This window comes from Vibrio sp. Isolate22 (assembly GCF_022398115.1).
Taxonomy (GTDB): domain Bacteria; phylum Pseudomonadota; class Gammaproteobacteria; order Enterobacterales; family Vibrionaceae; genus Vibrio.
This window is the reverse complement of record NZ_JAKEUW010000034.1, coordinates 1-23,583: the sequence shown is the minus strand read 5'-3', so window position 1 is coordinate 23,583 and position 23,583 is coordinate 1. Positions and strand designations below refer to the sequence as shown.

The 23,583-nt window shown below is 43.6% G+C and carries 19 protein-coding genes and 2 pseudogenes; all 21 read right to left on the bottom strand.

Annotated elements, in window-relative coordinates; genetic code table 11:
* Entirely contained in the window at positions 1 to 1,203 is a 1,203-nt protein-coding gene (icmH, locus tag L1D55_RS17675; protein ID WP_239918293.1) for a type IVB secretion system protein IcmH/DotU, read from the bottom strand.
* Positions 1,203 to 2,534 (bottom strand): type VI secretion system baseplate subunit TssK, encoded by a 1,332-nt coding sequence (tssK, locus tag L1D55_RS17670; protein WP_239918292.1) that lies wholly within the window; start codon positions 2,532 to 2,534, stop codon positions 1,203 to 1,205. The genes icmH and tssK overlap by 1 nt, the downstream gene beginning before the upstream one ends.
* A gap of 41 nt (positions 2,535 to 2,575) precedes the next feature.
* On the bottom strand, positions 2,576 to 3,064 hold the full coding sequence (tssJ, locus tag L1D55_RS17665; protein WP_239918291.1) for a type VI secretion system lipoprotein TssJ: 489 nt from the start codon (positions 3,062 to 3,064) through the stop codon (positions 2,576 to 2,578).
* On the bottom strand, positions 3,061 to 4,008 hold the full coding sequence (locus L1D55_RS17660; RefSeq protein WP_239918290.1) for an FHA domain-containing protein: 948 nt from the start codon (positions 4,006 to 4,008) through the stop codon (positions 3,061 to 3,063). The genes tssJ and L1D55_RS17660 overlap by 4 nt, the downstream gene beginning before the upstream one ends.
* 3 nt (positions 4,009 to 4,011) lie before the next feature.
* The gene (locus L1D55_RS17655) at positions 4,012 to 4,740 is read right to left on the bottom strand and encodes a transporter substrate-binding domain-containing protein (protein ID WP_146489968.1); all 729 of its coding nucleotides are present in this window, start codon (positions 4,738 to 4,740) and stop codon (positions 4,012 to 4,014) included.
* Positions 4,727 to 5,725, bottom strand: coding sequence for an ABC transporter substrate binding protein (locus tag L1D55_RS17650; RefSeq protein ID WP_239918289.1), 999 nt, complete (start codon positions 5,723 to 5,725; stop codon positions 4,727 to 4,729). Before L1D55_RS17650 ends, L1D55_RS17655 begins: the two co-directional genes overlap by 14 nt.
* Positions 5,722 to 8,289, bottom strand: coding sequence for an MFS transporter (locus L1D55_RS17645; protein ID WP_239918288.1), 2,568 nt, complete (start codon positions 8,287 to 8,289; stop codon positions 5,722 to 5,724). The genes L1D55_RS17650 and L1D55_RS17645 overlap by 4 nt, the downstream gene beginning before the upstream one ends.
* Positions 8,290 to 8,299: 10 nt before the next feature.
* A complete protein-coding gene (gene tssH / locus L1D55_RS17640) occupies positions 8,300 to 10,912 on the bottom strand; it encodes a type VI secretion system ATPase TssH (protein WP_239918287.1) in 2,613 nt (870 codons plus the stop codon).
* Positions 10,913 to 10,959: 47 nt separating this feature from the next.
* Positions 10,960 to 11,892 (bottom strand): type VI secretion system baseplate subunit TssG, encoded by a 933-nt coding sequence (locus tag L1D55_RS17635; RefSeq protein WP_239918286.1) that lies wholly within the window; start codon positions 11,890 to 11,892, stop codon positions 10,960 to 10,962.
* A gap of 64 nt (positions 11,893 to 11,956) precedes the next feature.
* Complete coding sequence (gene tssF, locus L1D55_RS17630; protein ID WP_239918285.1) at positions 11,957 to 13,708, bottom strand: type VI secretion system baseplate subunit TssF; 1,752 nt, start codon at positions 13,706 to 13,708, stop codon at positions 11,957 to 11,959.
* Complete coding sequence (gene tssE / locus L1D55_RS17625) at positions 13,701 to 14,123, bottom strand: type VI secretion system baseplate subunit TssE (protein ID WP_086713375.1); 423 nt, start codon at positions 14,121 to 14,123, stop codon at positions 13,701 to 13,703. The genes tssF and tssE overlap by 8 nt, the downstream gene beginning before the upstream one ends.
* Positions 14,123 to 15,517 carry a type VI secretion system contractile sheath large subunit gene (locus L1D55_RS17620; protein ID WP_239918284.1) on the bottom strand — a complete coding sequence of 465 codons (1,395 nt, stop codon included), beginning with the start codon at positions 15,515 to 15,517 and terminating at the stop codon, positions 14,123 to 14,125. The genes tssE and L1D55_RS17620 overlap by 1 nt, the downstream gene beginning before the upstream one ends.
* Before the next feature lie 37 nt (positions 15,518 to 15,554).
* Positions 15,555 to 17,033, bottom strand: a complete 1,479-nt coding sequence (gene tssC, locus L1D55_RS17615; protein ID WP_086713377.1) for a type VI secretion system contractile sheath large subunit — start codon at positions 17,031 to 17,033, stop codon at positions 15,555 to 15,557.
* Entirely contained in the window at positions 17,033 to 17,536 is a 504-nt protein-coding gene (gene tssB / locus L1D55_RS17610) for a type VI secretion system contractile sheath small subunit (protein WP_086713378.1), read from the bottom strand. The genes tssC and tssB overlap by 1 nt, the downstream gene beginning before the upstream one ends.
* Before the next feature lie 19 nt (positions 17,537 to 17,555).
* Positions 17,556 to 18,077, bottom strand: a complete 522-nt coding sequence (locus L1D55_RS17605) for a type VI secretion system tube protein Hcp (protein WP_086713379.1) — start codon at positions 18,075 to 18,077, stop codon at positions 17,556 to 17,558.
* Between the two features lie 31 nt (positions 18,078 to 18,108).
* Complete coding sequence (locus L1D55_RS17600) at positions 18,109 to 19,554, bottom strand: type VI secretion system ImpA family N-terminal domain-containing protein (RefSeq protein WP_239918283.1); 1,446 nt, start codon at positions 19,552 to 19,554, stop codon at positions 18,109 to 18,111.
* 221 nt (positions 19,555 to 19,775) lie between these two features.
* Positions 19,776 to 20,075 (bottom strand): PAAR domain-containing protein, encoded by a 300-nt coding sequence (locus L1D55_RS17595; RefSeq protein WP_017110734.1) that lies wholly within the window; start codon positions 20,073 to 20,075, stop codon positions 19,776 to 19,778.
* 9 nt (positions 20,076 to 20,084) lie between these two features.
* A complete protein-coding gene (locus L1D55_RS17590; protein ID WP_239918282.1) occupies positions 20,085 to 20,645 on the bottom strand; it encodes a hypothetical protein in 561 nt (186 codons plus the stop codon).
* A 60-nt stretch (positions 20,646 to 20,705) separates the two neighbouring features.
* Complete coding sequence (gene tssI / locus L1D55_RS17585) at positions 20,706 to 22,688, bottom strand: type VI secretion system tip protein TssI/VgrG (protein ID WP_239918281.1); 1,983 nt, start codon at positions 22,686 to 22,688, stop codon at positions 20,706 to 20,708.
* Positions 22,689 to 23,210: 522 nt separating this feature from the next.
* Positions 23,211 to 23,315, bottom strand: a pseudogene (locus L1D55_RS17580) (IS5/IS1182 family transposase); the annotation flags it as partial.
* 74 nt (positions 23,316 to 23,389) lie between these two features.
* A pseudogene (locus L1D55_RS17575) lies at positions 23,390 to 23,583 on the bottom strand (IS5/IS1182 family transposase); the annotation flags it as partial.

Below are 23,583 nucleotides of genomic sequence, written 5' to 3'. Positions count from 1 at the left end.
TCAGTTAGACTCTTCCTTGTTTAAGTCATGCGCAGAAGTGCGAACGATAATGGCATTTATTTGGTCGTTTTCGACATACCATGCTTTGGTTTTTCTCGCTTCTTCTGAGGTGTTCGCTCTCAATATCACTCGGTAGTATTTCTGGTACGGCGAGATGATTGGTTCATAAGCTGATGGCGACAGATTGTTTATAAAAGCTTGGGCATTTTTCTTACTAGAGAACGTCGCTAATTGAACCAACCAATTCGCCGTGCTTGGCGCTAAGCTGGTAACCTGTGATGTCTCAACCGCTTGGGCTTTACTTGCATGACGAGGTGGTGATTCAAGATCGTTGTCTTGACTAATAAATACGATGTCTTTGACTTCACCAGATAAGACGTAGCGCTCACTAAAGTTAGGTAAAAAGGTGAAATCGCGAGCTCGCTGGGTATGGGTTTTTGTATACCAAAACTCAGTGAGTCCGATACTGGTTGCTATCAAACAAAAGAAAAACAAACTGGTAATGAAGTATCGCTTACGTCGAGTCGGTTTTCTTACTTCTGGGAGCTTAACTTTAGTGCGGCAGTGAACACAGCTCACAGTGCGATACTGGCTAATGGTCTGTTCTAATTGATGGACAAATGCCTTTAGTTGGTCAGCACCACCTTCACGGTATTGTCCTTTGAACCCGATATTGATGAAGAGATAAACGATCTCAAGAAGATCAATTAATTTGTGAGGCTGTCTCGCGGCTTTTTCGGCAACAGAGAAGAACAGCTCACCACCGTTACGCATACCAAACAGTTCACTCAGTAGGGTTTTATTTTCCCAGCCTCGTTTCTCTCCCCATTCGGTATAAATGATGAACTCATCAATCACCACGGCATACAAGAAGCAGAGTTTATCGATAACAGCAACAGGGTAGGTTAACTCGGTGGCCTGGGCTTTGATGTCGTTAATGCCCTGAATAAATTGCTCACGGAAAACGGTTAAATCATCAGGTTCAGATAAGGTTGAGATCTTGAGTGTTTTGGTCAGTAAATCACTGCTGATATTGATCAGTTGATTCTCTGCTTTATCAAAGTGACGCAGAAACTCTTCTTGAGCGCTGGTGGAGTGCACCGCGACTAATTTAGAGAAAGCCTGGTCAGACTCTGTATTGGCAGAGCCTTTTGACGCTTTATCGATGACCAGTGTTTCTTCGTCTAAATAATCCATAGCCATTATCTCAACGCGTAAAGAACAACTTCGAGAGTTGGTATCCGAGCATCAACATGCAGCGCAATGGCATCGCGAGTGTCGAGCATATCGAGCCAGTTTCTGTCTTTGGTATCGACCTCAAAGTAAGCGACACCTTGCATTGGTTTAAGCTCACTTGGCGCAATAGGCAGTGGGGTTAATGAGATACCAGAAAGGGAGCTTCGAACCAGCTCCACAATCTTATTGTTGCTGCTGAGCTTAGCGGAAATAGGGAACAGTTCATTTAACTCTGTGCTACTGATATCTGACTTCACACTTAGAACGAAGCGACGATTGTATACGCTGCTTGGATCTTTGATAAGGGTGCGAAGTAAGCGGCGTTTGTCAAACAGAGATATGTCCCATTTGAACTCGATGACAGAATCTTGTTGAACGAGAGTCAGCAGGTTTCTTAAGCTTGAAAACAGTGGGTTAAAGTTGTCGTAAAGCTTGTCGTATTTTAGGGGCTGGCATTGAGCGGGGATCGCTGGTGTTAGTGCCATCACTTGAGCTTCAAACTGCTTTAGCTTTGAATACAGCTCGTGAGTCGGGTACTTGGTGTTGCTAATGGTTAATTCGAACCACGGTAACCACGTGTTGAGCGTTTGCAACCAAAGGAAGTCTTGCATCATAGACTGCGGGCTTTTCTGCCCTTGGCCAGCTTCGATGCGTTTCAAAAGGTTTTGAGCACGGTTACTTACCAGTGCATGAATCTCTTTGACTCGTTCGCTAAGCAGCGTCGACGCGCCATAGTGCAAACAAGCTGGAATAAAGGCACGATCCAACATCACTTCGTCGGAATCGCTGATTTCTAGGATCTTAGCGACTGGAATTAGGGTAAAACCAGAGGTGTCTTCTCCAGCGAACTTGAGGCCAATGTTGAGTTGTGCGACATCAACCTCGACGCTGGCGTTTTCTGAGGTTGAGGTATCGAAAACATTAATTGAACGAGTGATGTAACGGCTTTGCTCTTGACCATCTTCGCTGTAATCATTGTTACCTTGCAAAGAGATTGGCAGTGCAAGATAAACCACGGTTTCGATAGTGCCTTGTGGGATATCGACAACGATTTCTTGCTTGAGATTAAACTGAGTTCCATCAGGGAACACACCGGAACAACTCGGGATTGAGAGTTTGCCGATCTTTAATAGATCATGGTTGAGTACTAGCTCGGTGATGCCAAAGAAAGGGGCAAACCCAGCCAGTGTTTCAATATTCTGACGAATGTAGTTTTGCACATAGCGGTCTTGCTGCTGAAAGTGCTGAGGCGCAATAAACATCCCTTCTTGCCACACTACTTTTTTGAAAGCGTCCACGTAAAATCCTTTTCTATAATTTTTATTGGTTGGCTGTTTTACTAAAAGATTTGCCACCAGCTAGAGTCTGGCTGTATCACGGCTAGCTCTGCTTTCTTCCCTGTAATCGTTAACTCTAAAGTTTGCTCTGGATCGGAGGGCATCACGAGGACGGCTTTGGTCGTGCCATCTTGGTAATCTGCAAATTCGACCAGTGCTGCAATGTATTGCGTGTTCTTATTGATATCTAACGTCACCGCTTGTTCAGAGTTTGGCAATACGATCGGTAACACTTGTTTTGAAACCAAGTTTGCCGCGAGCAACTGCAAGTCATTATTGTATAAATCAATAAATGGCAGTTGCTTGAACAGCTGTTGATCCGTTAGTTGGTAAAGCCTAACCACAACTGGGTTAGCTTGATCGTCGTTGTATTGATTGATTGTCGCATCTGCTTTTACCGTCAGCGAGTATTGGGTCACAACCGGAACAGGGTCCGATGACGAGCATGCTGCGACGAGTAAACAAAGGGATAAGAGTATGAGTCTTTTCATTCTCTCTCCTCACTTTGCTTTTGCATGTTCTCCATAAACAGTGCTTTGAACTGACGTCTGAAATCTCCGTTGTCTTGACGGTGTTGGAAGTGTTTGCGATAGATCTTCCAATACTTTTTATCTTTATTGCTAAAAATACCGCTACTTACGTACTCGCTAAATTGGCTCTCGAGCTGCTTTGGTGCAAATTCATTTAAGAACTGATCAACCGTTTGTTCTAACGCATCAAACAAGGCTTTTTGCTGCAGTTGCGGATTTTGTAAATACTGCTGATTTTTCTCCGTTAGGGTAATGAGCTTGTCGATTGATTCTTCAATTCGAGTGTTGTTCTCGATATTGACTGGCAAATACTCTAACTCTGCAGAGGATAGGGCGCTGGTGTTACCATGAGCGATTTCATCCACTTCAATGTTGGGAACAACTTGTTCATCGTCCAGATCCTCAAATGGGTCAGAAGAGAACGGGTCATCACTCAACACATTTTTTGAAGAGAAGTTTGATGTTTTTTTTGTGGATGTAACTTCTGGTGCCTCATCGAGAAAGTCAGTGTCGCTGTCATCCAGTTTTAAATTGAAAGGTTCTATGAAAGTGTCATCCTGTTTGTTGTTCGTTGACTCAACCTTGGGGGTACTTAATAGGCTAACCAGCAGTGTGTAACCACCTAGTTTGATGATGTCGCCATCAGTAATAACGTACTCTTTCTCTTTTGCCAGTGATTTGTCGTTTAACGAAACGCCGTTGTTACTGATGTCTTTAATCACGTAACCGCGATCCGTTGGGTACAGCTGACAGTGAGTACGAGAAATCCATTTTGTTTGGTCTGGAAGCGCAATATCACATGACGGAGAACGACCTAAGCTTCCGCCACTTTCTGGCAGATACGACACTCTAGAGGAAACTACCTCTTCAGCAGGTACAGAAATCATGTGGACACTGATGGACAATGGCTACTCCTTGCACTTGGATATGGCTGTGTTAAAACTGTCTAAGAAACCTGAGTAGGTTTTAAGAAATCGATTCGAAAAGTAGACCCCCATATCCTTGGTATCTAAGTTCGTCGAATTGAAGTAATCGAGTGGTAAAGAAGCATGTTCTAGCTCTCGTTTGAATACCAACTCATCTTCTAAAACAACATCAATTTCCCTTTGTTTTAAAAGTCTTAGTAATACTTTAGCATCTCGTGGCTGCTTAACGACGTTAAATCCGTTACGTTTTAGCCAAAACCATTTGTTTGAGCCAAATTTGGCAGAAAAGTTGAGGTTTAACTTTGACAATTCATCAACCTTGGGCTCCACACCTGGACCAAAATACCAATTCAAAGTTTGTTTAGCGATTGGCGCTGAAAGCGTCGCATACTCATCACGTTCTGATGTTTGTGTCGCAACGAAAAAACCATGCTGACTGCCACTATGAACGCGTAACTGTGCATCAGACCAAGTGGTCATTGTTAGCTGATAGGGTTGTCCCATCTTGCCCAAGGCACACTTCACTTTGTCTAAAGCAATGCCTTGCATCGTAGCGTTTTCATAACTTTGGTAGGGCGGCCAATCTTGAGTGGTTAGTAAAAGCCTTGATGGCCCAATTTTAAGTTGAGCGAAAGCGCTCATCGACCAAGATGCCGAGAGGATAAGAGTGGCTAACGATAATCTGATGGTAGAGGCTCTAGTTAACATCATTAGAGTTTCCTATCACTTCAGAGATTTTCAATATAGACACTGGCGGGTAATAGTCGAGCTTCTGTGCGGCTTCGATATTTACAATATAAGAATATTGGCTGAGTGACTCTATTGCTATGTCTGAAGCTTTTTGAGTTCCTTTCAAAATGTTCTTCGCTTTGTATCCCGCAAATTGACCAACGTTGTAGTAACGACTCACGATACCAAACAAGGCTTTATGCTTTCTTATCGGGCTCTCAGTGGCCGAGAATGTTGGGATACCCTTCGAATGTAACCCTGATACGACTTCCCCTCCTTGGGTGATGATGTATGAATCAGGGGGTAAGTAAGCCATATCGACACCATCACGTTTCATATTATTTATCGTGAGGTTAATTAAGTCGCTGTTTGACTTACTTTTATCAATGTTTAATGGGTACAACATAACACGCTTATTATAAATTTCCGATAATTCCATCATTTTATTTGCGGTGATGACCGAATTATTTTCATCAGCGTTATAGATAACCCCAAGGCTAGAAATGTTATTCAGTTTATCAATGGCTTTGAACTGTATTTCATGAGGGACAATATGTGAGACACCCGTAAAATTTCTATCTTTCGAAGATAAATCAGAAATTAAATTAGAACCGACCGGGTCGGTGACAATACTAAACACGACTGGTGTCGTATTGTTTGTTCTAAAATCACTAGGTTTGGAGTCAGTACCCAATAAATTCAGTGTGATAGTGGTACCAAATGAATAGATAAGATCTGCGTTTTTATATTCTAAATCTTTGATGTGTTGCTGGAGTGCTACCTTATCTCGGTTGGCATCTAATATCGTGAATCGCACATCTACATGCTGAGATAAATAGTCCATGAAGCCTTGCTCAGCATCTGTCACTCCTCGCCACAATAAAAGAATGACGTGTTTTTCAGCACTATTAGCGAACGCTGCAGGAATCATCAAAATAAAGCTCAGAACGAACACGATCATTTTCATGATTGAACTCCTAACTTATGTTTGTCAGCCTTTAAAAAGATTGAGAAGAATAGAATCAAGCTTAATGAACTTACGAGCAGGGAAGCACCAAATATAATAATGGTTTGGTCGTAACCGAAAATACTTAAGCTCACGCCAGCTAACATTGGTCCTGCGATATTCCCGATACGCTCTGTTAGTCTGAATATGCCAATTATTTTTCCCTTCTCAATCCCTTGCCCTGAAAGTAAATCGATCACTAAAGGGATTTGTGGGGAAACACAGATGCCGTGTGCAATACCAATGATAATAACGATCAGAAGTAGCCCCAGTGTGCCTTGGAAGAAATAGAAGTTGAGTAGAGCGAGCGCAGACAGTAGCCCACCAATGAAGATAAACGCCATTTTGTTTTTGAGCTTGTCGACCAAAATGGCACTCAACGGTGAAATTAGAATGATCGCGAGACCATAAGCCATTATTACGCGTCCCGATACAGAGCTACTTTCCCCAAGAAACTGAAGGTAAACAGGGCAGATGTAATAAAGGAAGCCTGTTAGAACAATCTTTGCAGGGATAGCGCTGAAGACAGTAATTAATGCGAAGTACTTGTTGCTCAACAGTAGTTTGAAGTCTTGCAACTTGACGGGTTTACTTGAATTACTGCTATTGGACTTTTCAAAGAACACATAAACTAACAGCACGCTGAGCGTGGCTAACAATCCAGCTAGCATAAAGGTTTCTGAATAGCCGAGTTTTTCCGCCAGGATCCCACCAATCGCAGCGCCGCATAGAGAGCCTGAGAAGAACGACGACAAGAAAGTCGCCATGCCTTTTGTCCGGTTCGAGTCATTGGTGGTATCAGATACATAGCCCTGAGCTGAAATAAACACGATGCCGTAACCAACCGCGGTAAAGGCACGAGCGATCAACAACAATTCAAGTGATTGAATGAAAGCGGTAGCCACTAAGCCGATACACGTAATGAGTCCACCCGTGATTAACGATTGCCTTCTACCTACTTTGTCTGACCAATAGCCCGCGAATGGCAGTGAGATTGCCCAGCACAGCATGAATAGAGAAATAGGTAAACTGGTCACAAGGTTTTCAGGTATCCAGCCTGTGGTATTTTCTAATGAAGAGACAAACGTTGGAAAAAATGCCAGCGAAGAGGCTTCAGAGAACACTAATAAAAATAGCGGCAAGCGAATGAATCGAAAATCTTGTTTATCAATATCTTGAGATGGTTGGTTGGGATTTAGTTTGGTGATCGCTTTATTGGTGAGATTGAGTAGTTTACCAATCTCATCTCGAGTCGAGATCTTAGCAAGGTGATTCACAATGTCTCTGTTGACCAGCATAAAGACACGCTTTACCTGATTCCAAGGTGAGATGATCATGAAGTTACACATGAACAGAATGATTTCGGCCACCACAAGACAAGAGGCAACCAACACGGTAATCATATCCATGACGCTCTCTTTGAGCAGGTTGATGATCAAATTATTGTCAGTCGTGACATTCAATTGAATCGTGTGGCTGTTATTGAGCGTGAACGTAGACTCGCGAATAGAAGGGTGATCCACATAAACTTCAGGATAGCGATAGGTTGTTCCAGATTGTCCTTGAAAGTTAATAGATAGGATCTCGCTGTGATGATCGACGAAGAACGCAAATTCTTCTTCTAAACCAAATAGCCTGTCGTCAGGCACTCCCTTATCAAGTAGTCCCTTTATCATTTGATTTAATGAATCACCAATTAGGTTCGATTTCTGTTCAAGCTTGATTTCGTATATCTGAGAAAACTTATCTAGAGATTGGTATGAAACCCCTAAGTTGGCGATGATGGTAAGTAAGATTGCGAGGGAGATAATAAACACGGGAAAGTGTTTGTTTTTAAACTTCTCAAACTTAGATAACGAGTTCGGAGATTGAAGCGCTTTGTGAGCTTGTGTGATCGTTGGCAGCAACTCATCTGAATCAGGCGCAGACTCAAAGATAGCGGTTGCACTTTTTACTCTACCAACAATACCTTCTAATAAGTATTTCAATGCGATAAAGGCAACCAAACACGAAAGCAGAATCCAAATTGCAGAATAGAGAAACTGAAGTTTAAGTAAGAAGGTCTTTTGCTGCTCTAATAGAGTGGTGGAGTAGTAGAGTTTTACTTGACCCTCGACTAAACCAAAAGAGTTGGTGATATCAAGTGATAGCTGACGATCACTTTGCTGAGTTTCTTCTCCGGTACCAAACAGTTGTTCTCCTGAGGTAGAGACAACCACCAAAGCAGTAATACCATCAACAATTTGGAGGCGGCGATCTAGCATATTCTGAATATTGGAGATGGCAGACAGAGGTAAGCCTAAGCTGATCGCTTGGTTAATATCGTTATGAGTCTCCTCTAAGACTATCTCATAGATAGAATCAGACGTTTCAGTCAGTCTCTTTTCAAAATTGAAATAGTTCAGTGTAGCGTTTAATGCAATGGAAAACAGCAAGACCGCCATGATGGCAAACATCAACTTAACCCGCAGCGACAGGTTAAGTAACGATGCTTTGGTCAAGGTTTGGCTAGTCTTACTGCTCATTAGCTAAGGCCTATTTAATCGTTAAATCGAAATCGGCGCTGTTGTTTGTCGCGCTGACCGACACATGAGTAATAGGTTCGCTGCGGCTTAAACGCCCGATACACTCTTCAGCCAACCTAGGCATCAGAGAGCGGTTAATGATTTGCTCGACAGCACGGCCACCCGTTGTTGGATCTGTATTACGATCCACGACAAACTGAATGAAGTCAGCATCCCATGTGAACGACGCTTGATATTGTTCTGCCAGCTTCTTCTTGATGCGATTAAGCGATATCTCGGTGATCTTCGCTAGTTCTTCATCATTAAGCGGGTAGTACGGGACAATGGTAGTTCGGCCTAAGAAAGCGGGCTTGAAGTACTGTTGCAAGTCGGGACGAATCGCTTCCAGTAGCTCGTCGTTGTCTATGCAGTCTGTAGTCTTAGCACAGACATCACAGATAGCTTGATCAGAGGCATTCGAGGTCATGATGATAATGGTGTTTTTGAAATCAACCGTTCGGCCTTCGCTGTCTTTGATATGGCCTTTATCGAAGATTTGGTAAAACAGGTCATGCACGCCAGGGTGCGCTTTTTCCATTTCATCTAACAGCAGCACTGAGTAAGGGTTGCGTCGAATAGCTTCTGTTAACACTCCACCTTCACCAAAGCCGACGTAACCCGCTGGTGAGCCAAGCAACATAGAGATTTTATGCTCTTCCTTAAACTCGGTCATGTTGATGACAGTCAGGTCGTTGCTACCTCCGTACAGTTGCTCCGCGAGTGCCATGGCGGTTTCGGTTTTACCCACACCACTTGGGCCACACATTAAGAACACACCAATTGGTTTACGATTGTCGGTTAAACCCGCGCGGGATATACGAATCGCTTTAGCAAGCTCATTCTTAGCAACATCTTGACCAATAACTCGGGTATTGAGCTCGTCCTCTAAGGTAAGCAGCTTAGCGATTTCATCACTCATCATGTTGCCAACAGGGATACCTGTCCAATTGGCAATCACTTGAGCGATGGTGTTGTCGTCGACCATCGCATAAACCAAAGGCTCTTCACCTTGTAGGTCTGCTAATTCGGTTCTCAGAGTATCGAGTTGTTTCTGTTTAGTGGCATCGACGGCATCTTGCTCCTGCTCTTCAGTGATCTCTTGTTGAACAGTCTTGATTTGGTCAACTAATTCAATCTCTTTCTCCCAGCGCGTGTAATACGCAGCAAGTGCCTGTTGGTTCTCTTCGATTGATTGTGTCAGTTCTTCGATTATTTCAGCGCTGTTTGAGAATAGGGCATCTTCTTTCTCGAGTGCCGCTTTCTCGTTTTCTTGATAACGAATAGTCTGTTCAAGTGTTTCCAGTACTTCAGGCTTCGCCCCTTGTGTTAACGCAATTCGGGCACTGGCGGTATCAAGAAGGCTGATCGCTTTATCGGGTAGCTGACGACTTGGAAGGTAACGAATCGATAAGTTAACGGCGGCTTCGATTGCCGATTCTGCGATAAATGCGCCGTGGTGAGCTTGCAATGAGGCTGCTACGCCGCGAAGCATCTGCATTGCATCTTCAGCGTTGGGTTCTTCAATGGTGACGACTTGGAATCGACGTGTGAGTGCTGGGTCTTTTTCAAAGTACTTCTTATATTCGGCCCAGGTTGTCGCCGCAATGGTTTTGAATTCACCGCGAGCTAGTGCTGGTTTAAGAAGGTTAGCTGCATCGTTTTGTCCTGCTGCGCCGCCAGCACCAATAAGCGTGTGTGCTTCATCAATGAATACAATGATAGGCACTTCAGAGCTTTTTACTTCGTTGATTACATCTTTTAGACGGTTCTCAAACTCACCCTTAACGCTTGCTCCCGCTTGAAGTAACCCAAGGTCAAGTGAGTGGATTTGTACCCCTTGCAATGCGCTTGGTACTTCATCTGCCGCGATTCTTAAAGCTAGACCTTCGACAACCGCTGTCTTACCTACGCCGGGTTCACCGACCATAATCGGGTTGTTCTGACGCTTACGACATAAGATATCAATCGCTTTTCTTACTTCACCATTACGGCCTGAAATAGGGTCGATGTTTCCGTCGAGTGCTTGTTGTGTCAGGTTAACGGTGTATTTGCTTAATGCATCGTTACCCGCTGGAGTGGTATCAACAGAGCCGCTAGCTGAAGGGGAGGCTGTGTTGCGTGCAATCGGAGTTTTCTTGATCAAGCCTTGCAGAGACTCGAGTGACACGCTGCTTAGTGTTTCGAGTTGCAGGGTACTTACCCCTAAAACATTTTGCTGCATGAGTGCTTGGATTAGATGTAAGCTGACGATCTCTCCGTGACCGTAGTTAACCGATGCAATCATCCAAGCATCTTTGATTAACTCCGTGAGACCATGACTCAATGTAGGCTGACCTTCATTCCCTTTCGCCAACATGGAAACTTTCTTCGTCAGTTCATTAACCAAGGCGTCTAACGAAAGCTTTTGCGATTCACACAGAGCCATCAGCTTGGGATCTTTTTGCGAAATAAGCTGAAGAATCCAGTGTTCAGTCTCTATCGCGCCAACACCTTGATTCATTGCCGCACCCGCAGACGCTTCCAGCGCTTGCTTGAGTTCGGGAGAAAGTTTTCCTACTAAGTTAGTGAGAGTTACTTGTGTCATAGTCAATTCCTTGTATCTCTATAATCTACATATTCCGTATTTATGAACTACAAAAGCAAAATCTTTACGGTCTCATTAGGGCTACGTTCAGGTGCAAGGTAGTCGATTTCACCTAATCGAGCTGCTATAGAAACCTTGCTTGATAAACGCGGTCTGGTTAAGTACGAACGTTTAACGTTCAAATAAATGGCAACTGGCGTGCTGTCTTTTAAGTAATGTTGCGTTAAAGACAATACGGCTTTAGCAAATTGGTCATCTTGTTGGATTTCGAGAAACTCGTTACGGTTTTTCGGGGTCACAAAAATACTCAGATTATTGAAGTGAGCGAGACAGGTTCTCCCGACTAAAAAACCTTGGCCTAAGCGACTATTAAAATCACGATCTGTACCAATCCGAGTTAGCGAGTCTGCTGGCAATAAACGTCTTTCAAACGCTTTGCACTCCACGTCAATAGAATAGGGAAAATAGTCATTCAGGATCTTCTTCAACGTAGTCAAACTACGGCTCTGCTGGCTCAAAAGAAGCGAGTATTGCAGGTACTCTTTGTGCTCTTTCCCAAGCGCTGCAAAGTGGTTTAACAAGGCTGTCTTTTTGGGGTTTTGCTCACTTTCTACCAATAACCAACGCTGTGCATTGGTTCGATAGGTAATCTCATAGTGTCGCTGGTTGAACACATCCAAAAAGTCCTGCAACGAATGATCTTCATTGTGTATCGCTGCTAATAACTCTTCGTAAATATAATTTGGTATGACACCTTTGACGCCTGAAAGCGCCTGTTTCGCCAATCTGAGCTTTGCCTTGTTCCCTTTTAATGAGAAGTACTGAATCTCTTGGGGATTACCAGTTGGCATCGCTTCAGACTTTAATTGAATTTGAAACGGTGTGGTGCTTTGCGCTTGTAACTGTTCCAATAGTCTCATTGCCTGAGTGAAGTCATACTTTTCAGGCTGATTAGCAAGATCTTGAACGAAAGGCTTCATCGCGCCTCCTTATGACAAGCACTTTGGTGATGTCCAGTTTGGACACTAGCGGACGTTTGCACTGTTACAAACACAATTGGCTACCATGGATTTTAGGGTACTTTTTGACGATACCATCTCGGCCATAAATGCGGATCTTGAGTTGAATGTATCGGTCAAAACTACAAAATTGTTGGAAGAAACGGTTTAGTACATCAGCAAATGCCAAGTAGGGGCCTGTTGCATCTAAAGTTAATTCAATCTCGGTACCGGGTGAGAATACATTTTTACCAAGCACACGAATCGCAGAAACTTGCGAATTAAAGGTAATTGAGTGAATCATCTGAATTTCAGCACTTGATACTTGCTCTCGGCTGCATAAGCTCAGCATGTGCTTAAGGTCGGCTACCGGGTTACTCGACTGCACTAAAGACGAAAAGTTGGCGTTCAATAAGCTGATAAATTCCCAGTGAACATTCTGATCAACTTCTTTAGTGATTGGTGCTGAAGGCGGATAAATAGGTGAAAAGTCACCTGGTAAATCAATGCTCTCTAGGCATTCTAAAGTGCCACTCACCCCGCAGGCTTGTTTACCATTTGTGCACAGTAAGCGTGTACCAAGTAGCTTGCTGAATTCAGCCGTTGGCGTATCTGAAAGTGATATCGCAATGCTCATTTCACCAAAGTGATTGTGTTTACTTTGCCAATAATCGTATCGCCGATTGTGGGTATATTTCTCTTTAAAGAGAGGAATTAATGGGATCTCTCCATTAGGTGTAATTTCGTAAACATCTTGAATCTCTATGATTTCGATATTGTTGTCGCTATGAGCATCGGCATTGACGGGAACTGAAAGAGTTCGATGGTCGTAAGAAATAGGCTCACCGGTTTGCTCAAACAGATTAACCGCAGGCATAACATTTAGCTTGATAACATCTTTATTGAACAAGCGGATGAATTCAGACGGCAGTGAAGACATAAATAAGTTGATCACGATTTCCGACTCATCAAACTGGCTCGCGTATTGTGCGAAGTTCTTGAGCCTAAAGAACTGACGCTTCTCCTTGAAAAAGAAGAATTCGTTGATCAGTTGGTAGCCAGTGAACTGATTGCCGTGCTCGGGCAGAAACTTAAATTCTAGGTCGCTAATTCGGTTCTTTAGCTGGTGGCTATCAAGGGTGGTGTGTTGAGCACATTCACTATCAGAGATTGAAATCGACAAGGTGTTGTTGAGTAGCAATTCAACGAGAGAGTCTGCGTTGTTCTCAAAGCCTTTGACGAAGAAGTCTAGGTCATTGAGTTCCAAGTGACTGAAGTGAGTTTCTGGATCACCAGTGCTGAGTGATATTTGGACAACAGCATTACTTTGACTGGCTGATTTGGGTCTGTTGAAACTAAATGGAGCGCTTAAAGCTTTAATGTTACTTAGGCTAAACGGCGAGATTTTCAATTCATCAACGGTCCTGAATAGGCACTCGTTTTTGGTGTTGGTGCTCGAAAACAGTGAATCTTTTGGCAAAGTACTGGATTCAATGGGACCATCTTCGGCTAGCAGCTCAAGGTACGCAACGCTCGGTACGGTTTGAATGTACGAAGGGTACAAAACACCGAGAATCCCTTCGATGACTTCTGGTAACTGCTCCGAGAGTTTCTTTTCGACTTTTGCATTCAAAAGGGCAACACCGTCAAGCAGGCGAGCCATGCTTGGGTCTTCGATTTTACCCTGATGAATATTGAGCTTTTCAGCGTGTGTAGGATACTCCTGACCAAACTGTCCCAATGAACGGCGAACAAACGCCAGCTCTTGCTCAAAGTACCGCATAATAGGTTCAGTCATAGTTATCTTCTTCCAGAGAGGTCGTTAAGTCGCTTAATGCGATTTTTGAATCAAAGATAAGGTCTTGTTCGCCATGGCTGGTTTTTACTTTGGCGATGATGTTGAATGACAATGAGTTATCGCCTTCTTTTCGCTCGCCAAGCTCGACAGAAATGTTGTGTAAGCGTGGCTCAAAGCTTTTAATCCAATTTTCGATTCTTAGCGTGAGTTGTGTTTTTTCTAGTGTTGCACTGAGTAACTGAATATCTTCGATACCAAACTTCAAATTTGAGCGGTTTACTTCAACTAACCTGTTGTCAATGTCAGTTAGCGAGGCTTCCGCCTCTAAAAGTTTGGTGAGATGGAATTTGATGTCCTCTATCTCAGCATCTTGGTACGGTTTGGAATCGCTAACAAAGGTGGTCCAAAAACTCATTACGCCACCTCATTTAGGTCGGTAGTTAACACCACTTCACCACTGAAATAGTCAAACTGGTATTGAGGCACAATGCGCAAAGTACAAGCGAAGCTGCCAGATTGAGAGCTAGACTCTGTGACATTTACTTTGGCAAAGCTCAACGGGTATTTCGACAGAGTTTCTTCGTTGGCAAACGACACGTTGCTTGAGAATTTTTCTATCCAGTGCGTTAAGAACAGTTCACACTCTGTCGCGTTATTGAAGCTGCCGATCATTTCTCTTACTTGAACTTTTAAGTAATGCGCGATTCTGCAGGACATCAGAGTGGTTTGAATCTGAGTAAGGACCTTGTCGTTGTCACTTTGCCCACATTGCCAAATTGAATTGTTGCCATTGAAGTAGAACTTGTCAGTTAATGGGCTTTTAGCGAGTGGAATGAAGCCACTTTGCGCATAGAAGTTAGATAGTTGCCCGAACAAACTAATGTCGGTGACTGGCTTTTGTAGGTAACTATCAAAATAGTGGTTCACAGGCAGGTTGATAACCGCGCCTTGAAGCTTATCGTTCCAGCGAGATTTTAAAAAACCGAACCAATTCACGCGGTGGAACTCTCGCATAACAGTGGTAGCGAGCACCATGTTGGCTAACCCCCACGCACCTTTGCCTTGTTCGTTATAAATAAAACCGGCTCTTCGATTTTTATAAGCTTCTCTGATTCGTACTTGAGGTAGCGCCATACCAATGAAGCGAGAACTCGGTTTAGCACGGAGTTCTTGCCATGCTGTGTAATCGGGGCCTGAAAGAATCTTATTGATACGTTCGATATCTGAAAGCCAGTCCGCGCCGCTTTCACCAAAAAAAGTAGGCACTGGAGAAAACAGCATTGGACACAGTGTCGCTTCCCCTAATTTTCCAAGTAGCTCCAAGGTAAACAAGTCGTCGTATTCAGCATCAAAATCGATATCCATAGAAATAGGGTGGCTAAAAGCGATACAACCAAACGGATGTCCCCCTAAGGTATTCAGCTCGTTGTTACCTATCTTGTTGTACAGGTCACTGGATTTAGTTGAGTATGCTTGGTTAACGTCGCTGGATATCTCTTCCCAGTTCATATCAAGAAGCTTTACATGTGCTCTTTGATAGCTAACGGGTAGGGAGGTGAGTTGTTGCAGGCTAAGCCAATTACGTTCTAGTTTTTGAAACTCCGAATCATGGATAACTTCATCGAGTTGTAAACTGAGTGCGTTATCGATTTTTGATATTAGTGTCGATATCAATGAAATTAGTGAGGATTTAGAGCGTAAGCAGTGTTGATCTAGCTCAGATAGCAGAGATAAAGCCTCTTTTAAAAAGGAATTATCTATGTCATCTAATTGGTTAAATTTGTTTTGCCATTCTGTATTTAACTTCATACAAAATTTTGGCCGGATTGCTCCGGCCAAATCCCTATTAGCCAGGAATCTTAGCAACCATTCGAACTGAAGTAGTCAGTTCTTCAAGTTGTAACCAAGGTCTTAGGTGAGCGACTGCAGAGTAGGCACCTGGCTTACCAGGTTGCTCAACTACTTCGATGCGAGATTCACAAAGAGGGGTTTTTGCACGTTGCTCGTTACCAATTGCACCAGCATTGGTGTACTGGTCGATCCATAGTTGAAGTTCACGCTTAATGTCAGGTGCTTCAAGGTTCGAACCTAGCTTGTCTCGGCCCATTACTTTCAGATAGTGCGCAATGCGGCTACTTGCCATGATATAAGGTAGGCGAGCAGAAATCGCAGCGTTTGCTGTTGCGTCTGGGTCAGTGAAGGTTTTAGGCTTCTGTGTAGTTTGACCGCCAATGAACACGGCGTAGTTTGAACTCTTATAGTGAACCAAAGGAAGGAAACCAAGATCAGACAGCTCTTTTTCACGCTCATCCGTTAGGTTTACTTCAGTTGGACACTGTTGCAGTAGGTCACCAGCTTCAGACTTGTACGTTAGGTTTGGTAGGTTTTCTACCTTACCACCGTTATCAAGACCGCGAATCGAAGTACACCAACCAGAAGCCGTGTACGCTTGAGTCATTTTAAGACCAAGATCATACGCTGCATTTGACCAAACTAGCTGATCATTGCTCTTAGGTTTAGGGTTGCCATCCATATCTGTGTCGAGCTCTTCGTAAGCAAACACATCGGTACTCAAGCCTTTTCCACCATAAGGTAGACGAGCAAGAGTTCGTGGAAGTGTGAGTGTTACGTAACGCGCATCATCACTCTCACGGAATGAGTTCCATGCTGCGTAAGCTGGGGAGTCGAAGCCCGCTGCAACAGGTTTACCTTCAGAGAAGGTTTGGAAATCATTAAACTCGAACATTTCTGCATTTGCAGCAGCAACGAATGGAGCGTGACAGGCAGCAGCAACTTCGCCCATGTAACGAAGCAGTGCAACATCTTCATCTTTTGCGCTGAACTCGTAGTCACCAATGAAGGTTCCGTAAGGTTCACCGCCGGCTGTACCAAATTCACCTTGGTAAACGGCGTTAAATAGTGGGCTACGGTCAATTGCAGGTGCATCTTCAAATTGATCAAGCAGCTCTTCTTGCGTGAAATCGACCATTTTGATTTTCAGATCACGGCCAAGCTCGCTCTCTTTAACCAGCTTTTGTAGGCCACGCCAAGAGCCTTCTAGTTTTTGCAGATCTTTTTGTTGCATGACTTCAGACAGTTGCTTGGATAGCTTTTTATCAATCTCTGAAATCGCGTTTTCGATGGTTTTTGTAACGTTTTTATCCCACGTCACTGTGCCTGAAAGCGCCTGCTCTGTTAGAACAGAAAACAGCTCTTTGGTGGTGTCTGCGGGAGTTTGAGTGGTAGCTTCAATCGCACGGTCTAGAAAGCTCAGTGAGCCTTCAGCAGCTTCCGGTTGCGCTTGATTTTCAGTTTCAGTACTCATTACTCAGCTCCTTCTTCTTTAATGCCAAGCTCATCAGAAAGAGCATTGATCGTATCTGCACTTTGTAGAACTTCTTTCAGCAGTTTCTCTAGGTCACGAGAACGATCGGCTTTAGAAAGAAGTACCTTCAGTTGATTGCGGGTTTCGACAAGTTTCTTAAGCGGTTCAACCTGTTCGATGATCGCTTCAGGTTCGAAGTCTTTCATTGAATCGAACTTAAGGTTCGCTTCAAATTGGCTGTCATCGCCAGCAAGTACGTTATCTACTTTTAGGGATAGTTCAGGGCCAACGCGCTTCATTACTGTGTCGAAGTTGTCTTTATCAACGTTGTAGAAGGTACGATCTTCCACTTCTTCTTTGTCTTGTTTATGGCCTGAGTAGTCACCAATAACCCCAACAACAAAAGGGAGCTCTTTGGTTTCTACAGCGCCATTAGTCTCAACGTCATAGGTAATACTTACGCGGTTCTTACTTACGCGTTTATGTTGGGAATTTAGTGCCACGGTAACTCTCCTTGTTTAATTACTTAGCAGTCGAAGTGACTTTAGCTGTAGTAGCATCGAAGCCAACCTCAGGGCCTTTCTCGATCTTACCGCCGTCTGCTTCAATGTAGTAAGCCTTAGAAATCTCGGTGTAGGTTAAGCTGAAAGATTCGCTCGGAAGGGAACCGTCAGTACCTGACATGTTATAGCTAGACATACGAGCCATTTTCAGCGTTAGAATGAGGTATGGATCAGCACCAGAACCTTCACGGTTTGGTTTTGTCATCACGATTTCAACAGTGCGACCTTCTGGACCTGGCGCGTATAAGAATGTGGTTAGATGTGGTGTTGCACCATCACAGCCACGAGTCATGTTGACTTCACCAAGAGCAACCATACCTTGGTCCGCATTGTTCGCATTACCTACATCGATACCAACACCACGAACAGCACTCCAAGAAATACTATCAAGAGCAAAGAAACCATCTTTGCCGCCGATTTTTTCTACGGTTGCTGCACCTTTTGGTGTCGTACCATCAATTCTCATAAAAATAGAAGCCATTACTTTCTCCTTGCTGACGCATTAATGTGCTTTACCACTCAAAATCTTGCAGGCTGCTCGATGATGAGTCGGAAGTAGATTCAGATGTTTGGTTTGTATCTGTGGTGCTATTTGAACTATCGGGAACTGACGTTACATTCGCTGGCTCTTCAATAGTCGGTTTTGCTGGCGGAGTTGCCTCCGGAGCAGAAGTCATTACAGGAACCGATTTACCTGACAAATCCATCTTGTCTAGGTTGTCCATTCCGGTCATTTGATTGATTTGGGCAATCACATTTTGTTCATTGCCAATCATCTCTTGGAGCAACTCAGGAAAGCTCATATATCCCCAACGAATAGAGCGCTCGAGTAAGAATGCGATAGGGCTATGAGGTTCAGTCTCTTTAAAGTATTCGGCGATCTTTCTAATCTCTTGGAAGGCATGATCACGATTCACAATACCGTTGATGCTCGATACGTTCTGAACGACAGCTTGAACTTGATTCTGAGTTAACTGAACATTTGACGCACGAGATTGTGCTTGGCTTGTTTGGGCTGCTTGCCCGAAATCTTGGCTGACTATTGTCGCTGAATTAGCGTCAGTAGGGGCCACATCACTTTGTTCTAATGCCGCAGGTATCGAATCGTTTTCTACTGCGACTTCTGACGAGGCTTCGAGCACATGGAAATCGTCATCTAAAGGCCAAGGTGTGAATTTTTCACCCACTAGAAAGTGTATCGCCTTGATGAGGTCACGAACGTTAGTCTTGATAAAGTTAAAACTGATTAGGGTTGCACCTACTGCTTGGCATTTTTCCGCCAAGTTTTTCTCTACCAGTTCTAGTTCGTTGTAGATACTTGCCAGTTGAAAAAGCGTTTCAGAAATGCTTTGGTCAAATGCGCCTAAAGCGGATGCTTTCAGTTCGTTTATGTTGCCTTTACGTTCAGCAATCAAGTAATCGCCATAGGTAACGCCGGCACAGAAGTCGAGCATTTGAAAGGGTACATAAACAGAGCTTGTATCAACGGACTCACCAACGAGTTGAAGTAAGGGCTTGGTTCTGAATTCTGCAATCTCTTTTGCTTTTCCAGCCTCATCTGAAGCTTTTAGCTTAGCTTCTGGTGGCATCGGGTTTAGCGTACCCCAGAATTGGTCGATAAATTGGTTTAAAGCAGGAAGAGTATTAGCAAGGTTTTCGAATGGGCTAGGAGTAAAAAGCTGACTGGTAATATACCAGCCTAATATTTCCAAGTCTTTCGACTGAGAAATGAGTGTTTCTTCTGAGACTTTTCGTAGCTCAGCCCAGTTATCCGTGTTGGCGTCAACCAAGGCTGGATCTGAGGATGCATCAGGCGTCTCAACTAACTGTCGAAATGACGACTGAGCGCTATTGTAAACGTTTCTTAAGCTGCGATAGGCACTTCGATCTAATTTCAAATAAGAGCCAGAGGGCGCATCATCCGAGATTGGAACAAGTAGGTCGGCGATTTCTGTCATATACATCCTGTAAAAAATCTATTTGTTATTCCGATCGCACAAAGTGTCACATTTGATACATATCCCTTATGTTTCGTAAACACTTGTTAACATTTATTAATTCTAGAGCTTTTTTGTGAAAAGTCTCATGTAAAATAGATATTTACTTAAAACTTGGAACTTCATCTAAAAAAAGTGGACCGATGTCACGGTTTTGTGAAACCCTATGAAATGTAAGGTGTTTAGCCTCCAATCATCACTGTTGGCATACCCAAGACAATAGTGCCACCGTGGCTTGTAGTATCGCCCATACGAGCGGCAGGTTTGCTCATAATGAGAACTGTCGCGCTGCCTTTGATGATGCTATCAGGAGGACCAACACAGACGCACATGTCGCCAAGTGTTGCTGCGGGCATATTACCAATCAGAACAGTCGGAACCCCGGGGCCACTGATTGGACCGCCAACATGCGGGATAGGGGGGACAGCAGGTGTTTGCATTGGGCATACATGCATGTCGGTTAGTCGTGCGGCTAAAGTCATCGGTCACTCCTATGCTTTGCTTCCCTTGGCAAGCTCAAGTGCTATACCGATGGATTTTTTGTAGTACTCGTCTGTTTTGTCCCAATTTGGTAACGCTGCCGAGTGGTTAATCGCGCCGGCTACCGCCTTAGAGTATAGAAAAGGATCTGGGAGAACCGTTGGCAAATCTGGTGCAACAATACTGCCAGACCCGTTCCAAAATACCGCTTGCGCCAGCCAGGATGGGCCACAATTTAAATTGAGCTTGTTTGAGAATAGTTCACTCTTGCGCCTTTGCTCTTCTGATGGTGATTTGACCCACGCTTTTGCTGTAGAGATACATTGCTTTTGCATGGTAGACCACACGTCATTTCTTGCATCGAGTGTATGCGCTCCCCACCAAATAGCCTCACGAACGGGAAGCCCGTGAGCAAGAAGTTGAACTAAGTCGAAGTAAAGTTCGTTCTCTAACAGAGCTTCAATGGAGTCGTTGATGCTGAGATCTTCATCGATCAGGGCTTGAGCTTCGTCTGAGCTAGAGAACCTGTCGAGTAACTGCCGGCCTGTCTGATACGGAATCTTTTTATACATGTTTTCGTTCTACCTAAATTTGTGCTGTGGTCCGTTTTAAGTGTTAGCGACTTGAATCTGCTAATTCACCTTAACTATCGCACCTTTTAGCTCGCCCATAACACCACCATCGAATGTGCCTTTTAAGCCGGATTTAAACTCGGCACTCAGTGAGCCCTCAGCGGAAAGGGTAGTATCTGCTTTAATCGCCACGCTGAGGCCTTTGATACTGTTAGAGCTTGTCGCTTCGAGGGCTGTGGTTACGCCAGATATTTTGTTCGCTGATGTTGCTTTGCTGGTCACGTTCATCCCTTCAAGGTTGAGTGCGCTGCTAGCTTTGATATCAATGTTGCTGGCTTCAATGCTAATCGAAGAGGAAGACATGGTAATTTTGCTTGATCCAACGGTTAGCTCAATTTTGTCATCGGCTTCTAACGAGATGGATTTGCCTTTTTCACTGATCGCTTTGTCTGAAGTCAGTGTGTAGTTGTCCTCTGTAGAGACTGTCACTTGTTTGGTCGTCTTCTGAAGCAATTCACCTTTGATGGTTTCCGTTAGGTTGTTTTCTACTTCCTTGGTGAAATCTTTGGTGGCATGCATGTACATGAGCTCATTGTCTTTCTTGTCATCAAAATAGAGCTCATTGGCTAATCCACTTAGCTTAGTGCTGATACCTGTTTTGGTTGAGTTTGCTTCTTTATAAGGCGGTGGATTTTTACTGTTATAGACACTGCCTGTGATGATAGGTTGGTCTGGATCGCCATCGATAAAGCTCACTAAGACTTCTTGTCCTACTCGAGGAATAAACTGTGCACCATAGCCGCTGCCTGCCATCATTTGAGCGACACGGACATAGCAACTGGTTTTGTCACCTGAAGCTTCAGTATCCCAATGAAACTGGATTCGAACTCGACCTTGGTCATCTTGGTTAATCTCACCAGCGGTGCTTCCTGCAACTACAGCGCTTTGTAAACCGTGTATTTTGGCTTTATCTCTCGGCGTCGGGTAATTTGGAATTGAAGTGTCGAACAGTGAGAGGTTTGTTTCACAATGGTTGTCACTGTTGTAATTAATACGGAGCTCAGTAACGAGATAGTCGCCAAGCTGAGACTTATCTAGGTGTGACGACAATGAAAACCAAGTGCCTAGTTCGAATGAATCATGCTGTGCTTCTGCGTGGACGGTTTGATAGCTTTGCTCTAGTTGTTCAATACGTCGTTTGACTAGGTTGCTGGCAAGGTCTTCCATTCCACCGGTAATACCAAGGCTTGGATAGTATTGTTTGGTTAATTTGGTGTTGTTCGCGATCTTGTGACTCGATTTCTTCTCTTTACTACTCACCAGTTTGCTTTGTGAGTAGTCATAAGCAGTGAGCTCGATACTTGCACCATGAAACTGACCTTGCGGCATCCACTTATCTATTAGAGGATTACTTCCAGAAGGCGTCTCAATCATATCCATTTTACTGGCATCTGATTTTTGAAATGGACTTTGTGCGTCTTGGAGCATCATCAAGTGATCAGAATCGCTGTGTTGGAAAAAGTAATGAACGCCTTCTTCCGCTAGTAAACGACTGACAAAGTCGAAGTCACTTTCATTGTATTGGACACAATATTCTCGTTTAGAAGAGGGCATGGTTCCTGTTTTAAAGGATCCGCTAAAGCCCGCTTGCGTTAATACATCTGAAACGATGTCTTTGGTTGATTGGCTTTGATATACACGAAATGAGTGGGTGTGTTTTAGCAACCAGAACCAAGGCCTAAGAGTGACGCGGTAACTTGAATATTGCAGGTTGCTGTCCATACCCAACAGCTGAACTTGCGTAACAATACCGTTGAACACTCGGGTAGCGGTTAAGTTATCGGTATCATTGACAAATCGTGTAACCGCGAGGTTTTGTCCAAGCTGGTCGTCAATAACAAAGCTTTTAGATATGAGCGTTAATTCTATTTTAAACGGCTTCGATAAATACTCAGAAATAGTCAACTCGCTGACTGCATGCTCATTGCTTTTAGAATCTTTTGCCACAATGGTACTGGCAGAAGGGGAGAAATTATCCGTCATAGGCTCGCCTGATAATGCTCGAAGGTGTCTCGACATAAGTTCATGTCAATACTAACGAACTGACTAAATGTTAATGTTTTATATCTAAATTTATAGCATAAAGTAAATAATATAATAGCTGTAATGACAAAGGCGTGAGGTCTTTCTATTTTATGAAAACGAATGCCATTAATTTAATTGTGGTAATTACATGTTGATTTATATTGTTAACTGTCATTTAAATTCAAGAATATTGCGACGTAGAGAGGGATATAGGGATATCTTAATTAATATATAGAATAATGTGTTGATAGAGGTGGGGTCGCGTAGTAATAATAGAGATATTGCTAGCGTGTTACATTTCTAAGCTAGTGGTTATTCAAGGATAGAATAATGACAAACACAAAAATCTCATTACGGGTGACCGTTGGCGGGATGTTTTTACTTGCAACGGTACTTACGGCAATTGTTGCTGTATCACTTCAATATGGCGTTGTTGATCAAATCAGCTAAAGGACGTATCTATCCTACGGAACTTACCTGTTAGTTTCTAATAGGCATACCTAGTCCTAGAACTTTGTTCATTGCTTTGACGTTTGCTAACGCCTCACCAACTTGAGCGTTATAACATCTCAAGCTCAATGTGCCGCTAGTCAGTCCTTTATATCGGCTTTGTTGCGTAATTAAATTTAGATATAGAGCCAACCCGTTTCGCGTATTTCTTAGTCAATACGACAAGTTTTAGGCATACCTAACCTAGTAAGCTTGTTCAACGCTTTTATCATCGCGTAAGTTTCACCCACCTGGGCATTGTAATTTCTTAAGCTCAGTTTCCCTCCTAGCAACTGTTTAACTCGATACATCGCTGTTTCTGAGAGTGAACGCTTGTGGTATCCATACCGCTCTTTCCAATACT

Coding starts and splice junctions, on each gene's coding strand:
- L1D55_RS17590 (WP_239918282.1), bottom strand. CDS start 20,645: ATGTATAAAAAGATTCCGTATCAGACAGGCCGGCAGTTACTCGACAGG.
- tssF (WP_239918285.1), bottom strand. CDS start 13,708: ATGACTGAACCTATTATGCGGTACTTTGAGCAAGAGCTGGCGTTTGTT.
- tssH (WP_239918287.1), bottom strand. CDS start 10,912: ATGACACAAGTAACTCTCACTAACTTAGTAGGAAAACTTTCTCCCGAA.
- L1D55_RS17655 (WP_146489968.1), bottom strand. CDS start 4,740: ATGATGTTAACTAGAGCCTCTACCATCAGATTATCGTTAGCCACTCTT.
- L1D55_RS17620 (WP_239918284.1), bottom strand. CDS start 15,517: ATGAAGTTAAATACAGAATGGCAAAACAAATTTAACCAATTAGATGAC.
- L1D55_RS17600 (WP_239918283.1), bottom strand. CDS start 19,554: ATGACAGAAATCGCCGACCTACTTGTTCCAATCTCGGATGATGCGCCC.
- L1D55_RS17650 (WP_239918289.1), bottom strand. CDS start 5,725: ATGAAAATGATCGTGTTCGTTCTGAGCTTTATTTTGATGATTCCTGCA.
- tssE (WP_086713375.1), bottom strand. CDS start 14,123: ATGAGTTTTTGGACCACCTTTGTTAGCGATTCCAAACCGTACCAAGAT.
- L1D55_RS17605 (WP_086713379.1), bottom strand. CDS start 18,077: ATGGCTTCTATTTTTATGAGAATTGATGGTACGACACCAAAAGGTGCA.
- L1D55_RS17635 (WP_239918286.1), bottom strand. CDS start 11,892: ATGAAGCCTTTCGTTCAAGATCTTGCTAATCAGCCTGAAAAGTATGAC.
- tssC (WP_086713377.1), bottom strand. CDS start 17,033: ATGAGTACTGAAACTGAAAATCAAGCGCAACCGGAAGCTGCTGAAGGC.
- L1D55_RS17645 (WP_239918288.1), bottom strand. CDS start 8,289: ATGAGCAGTAAGACTAGCCAAACCTTGACCAAAGCATCGTTACTTAAC.
- tssJ (WP_239918291.1), bottom strand. CDS start 3,064: ATGAAAAGACTCATACTCTTATCCCTTTGTTTACTCGTCGCAGCATGC.
- icmH (WP_239918293.1), bottom strand. CDS start 1,203: ATGGCTATGGATTATTTAGACGAAGAAACACTGGTCATCGATAAAGCG.
- L1D55_RS17595 (WP_017110734.1), bottom strand. CDS start 20,075: ATGACTTTAGCCGCACGACTAACCGACATGCATGTATGCCCAATGCAA.
- tssI (WP_239918281.1), bottom strand. CDS start 22,688: ATGACGGATAATTTCTCCCCTTCTGCCAGTACCATTGTGGCAAAAGAT.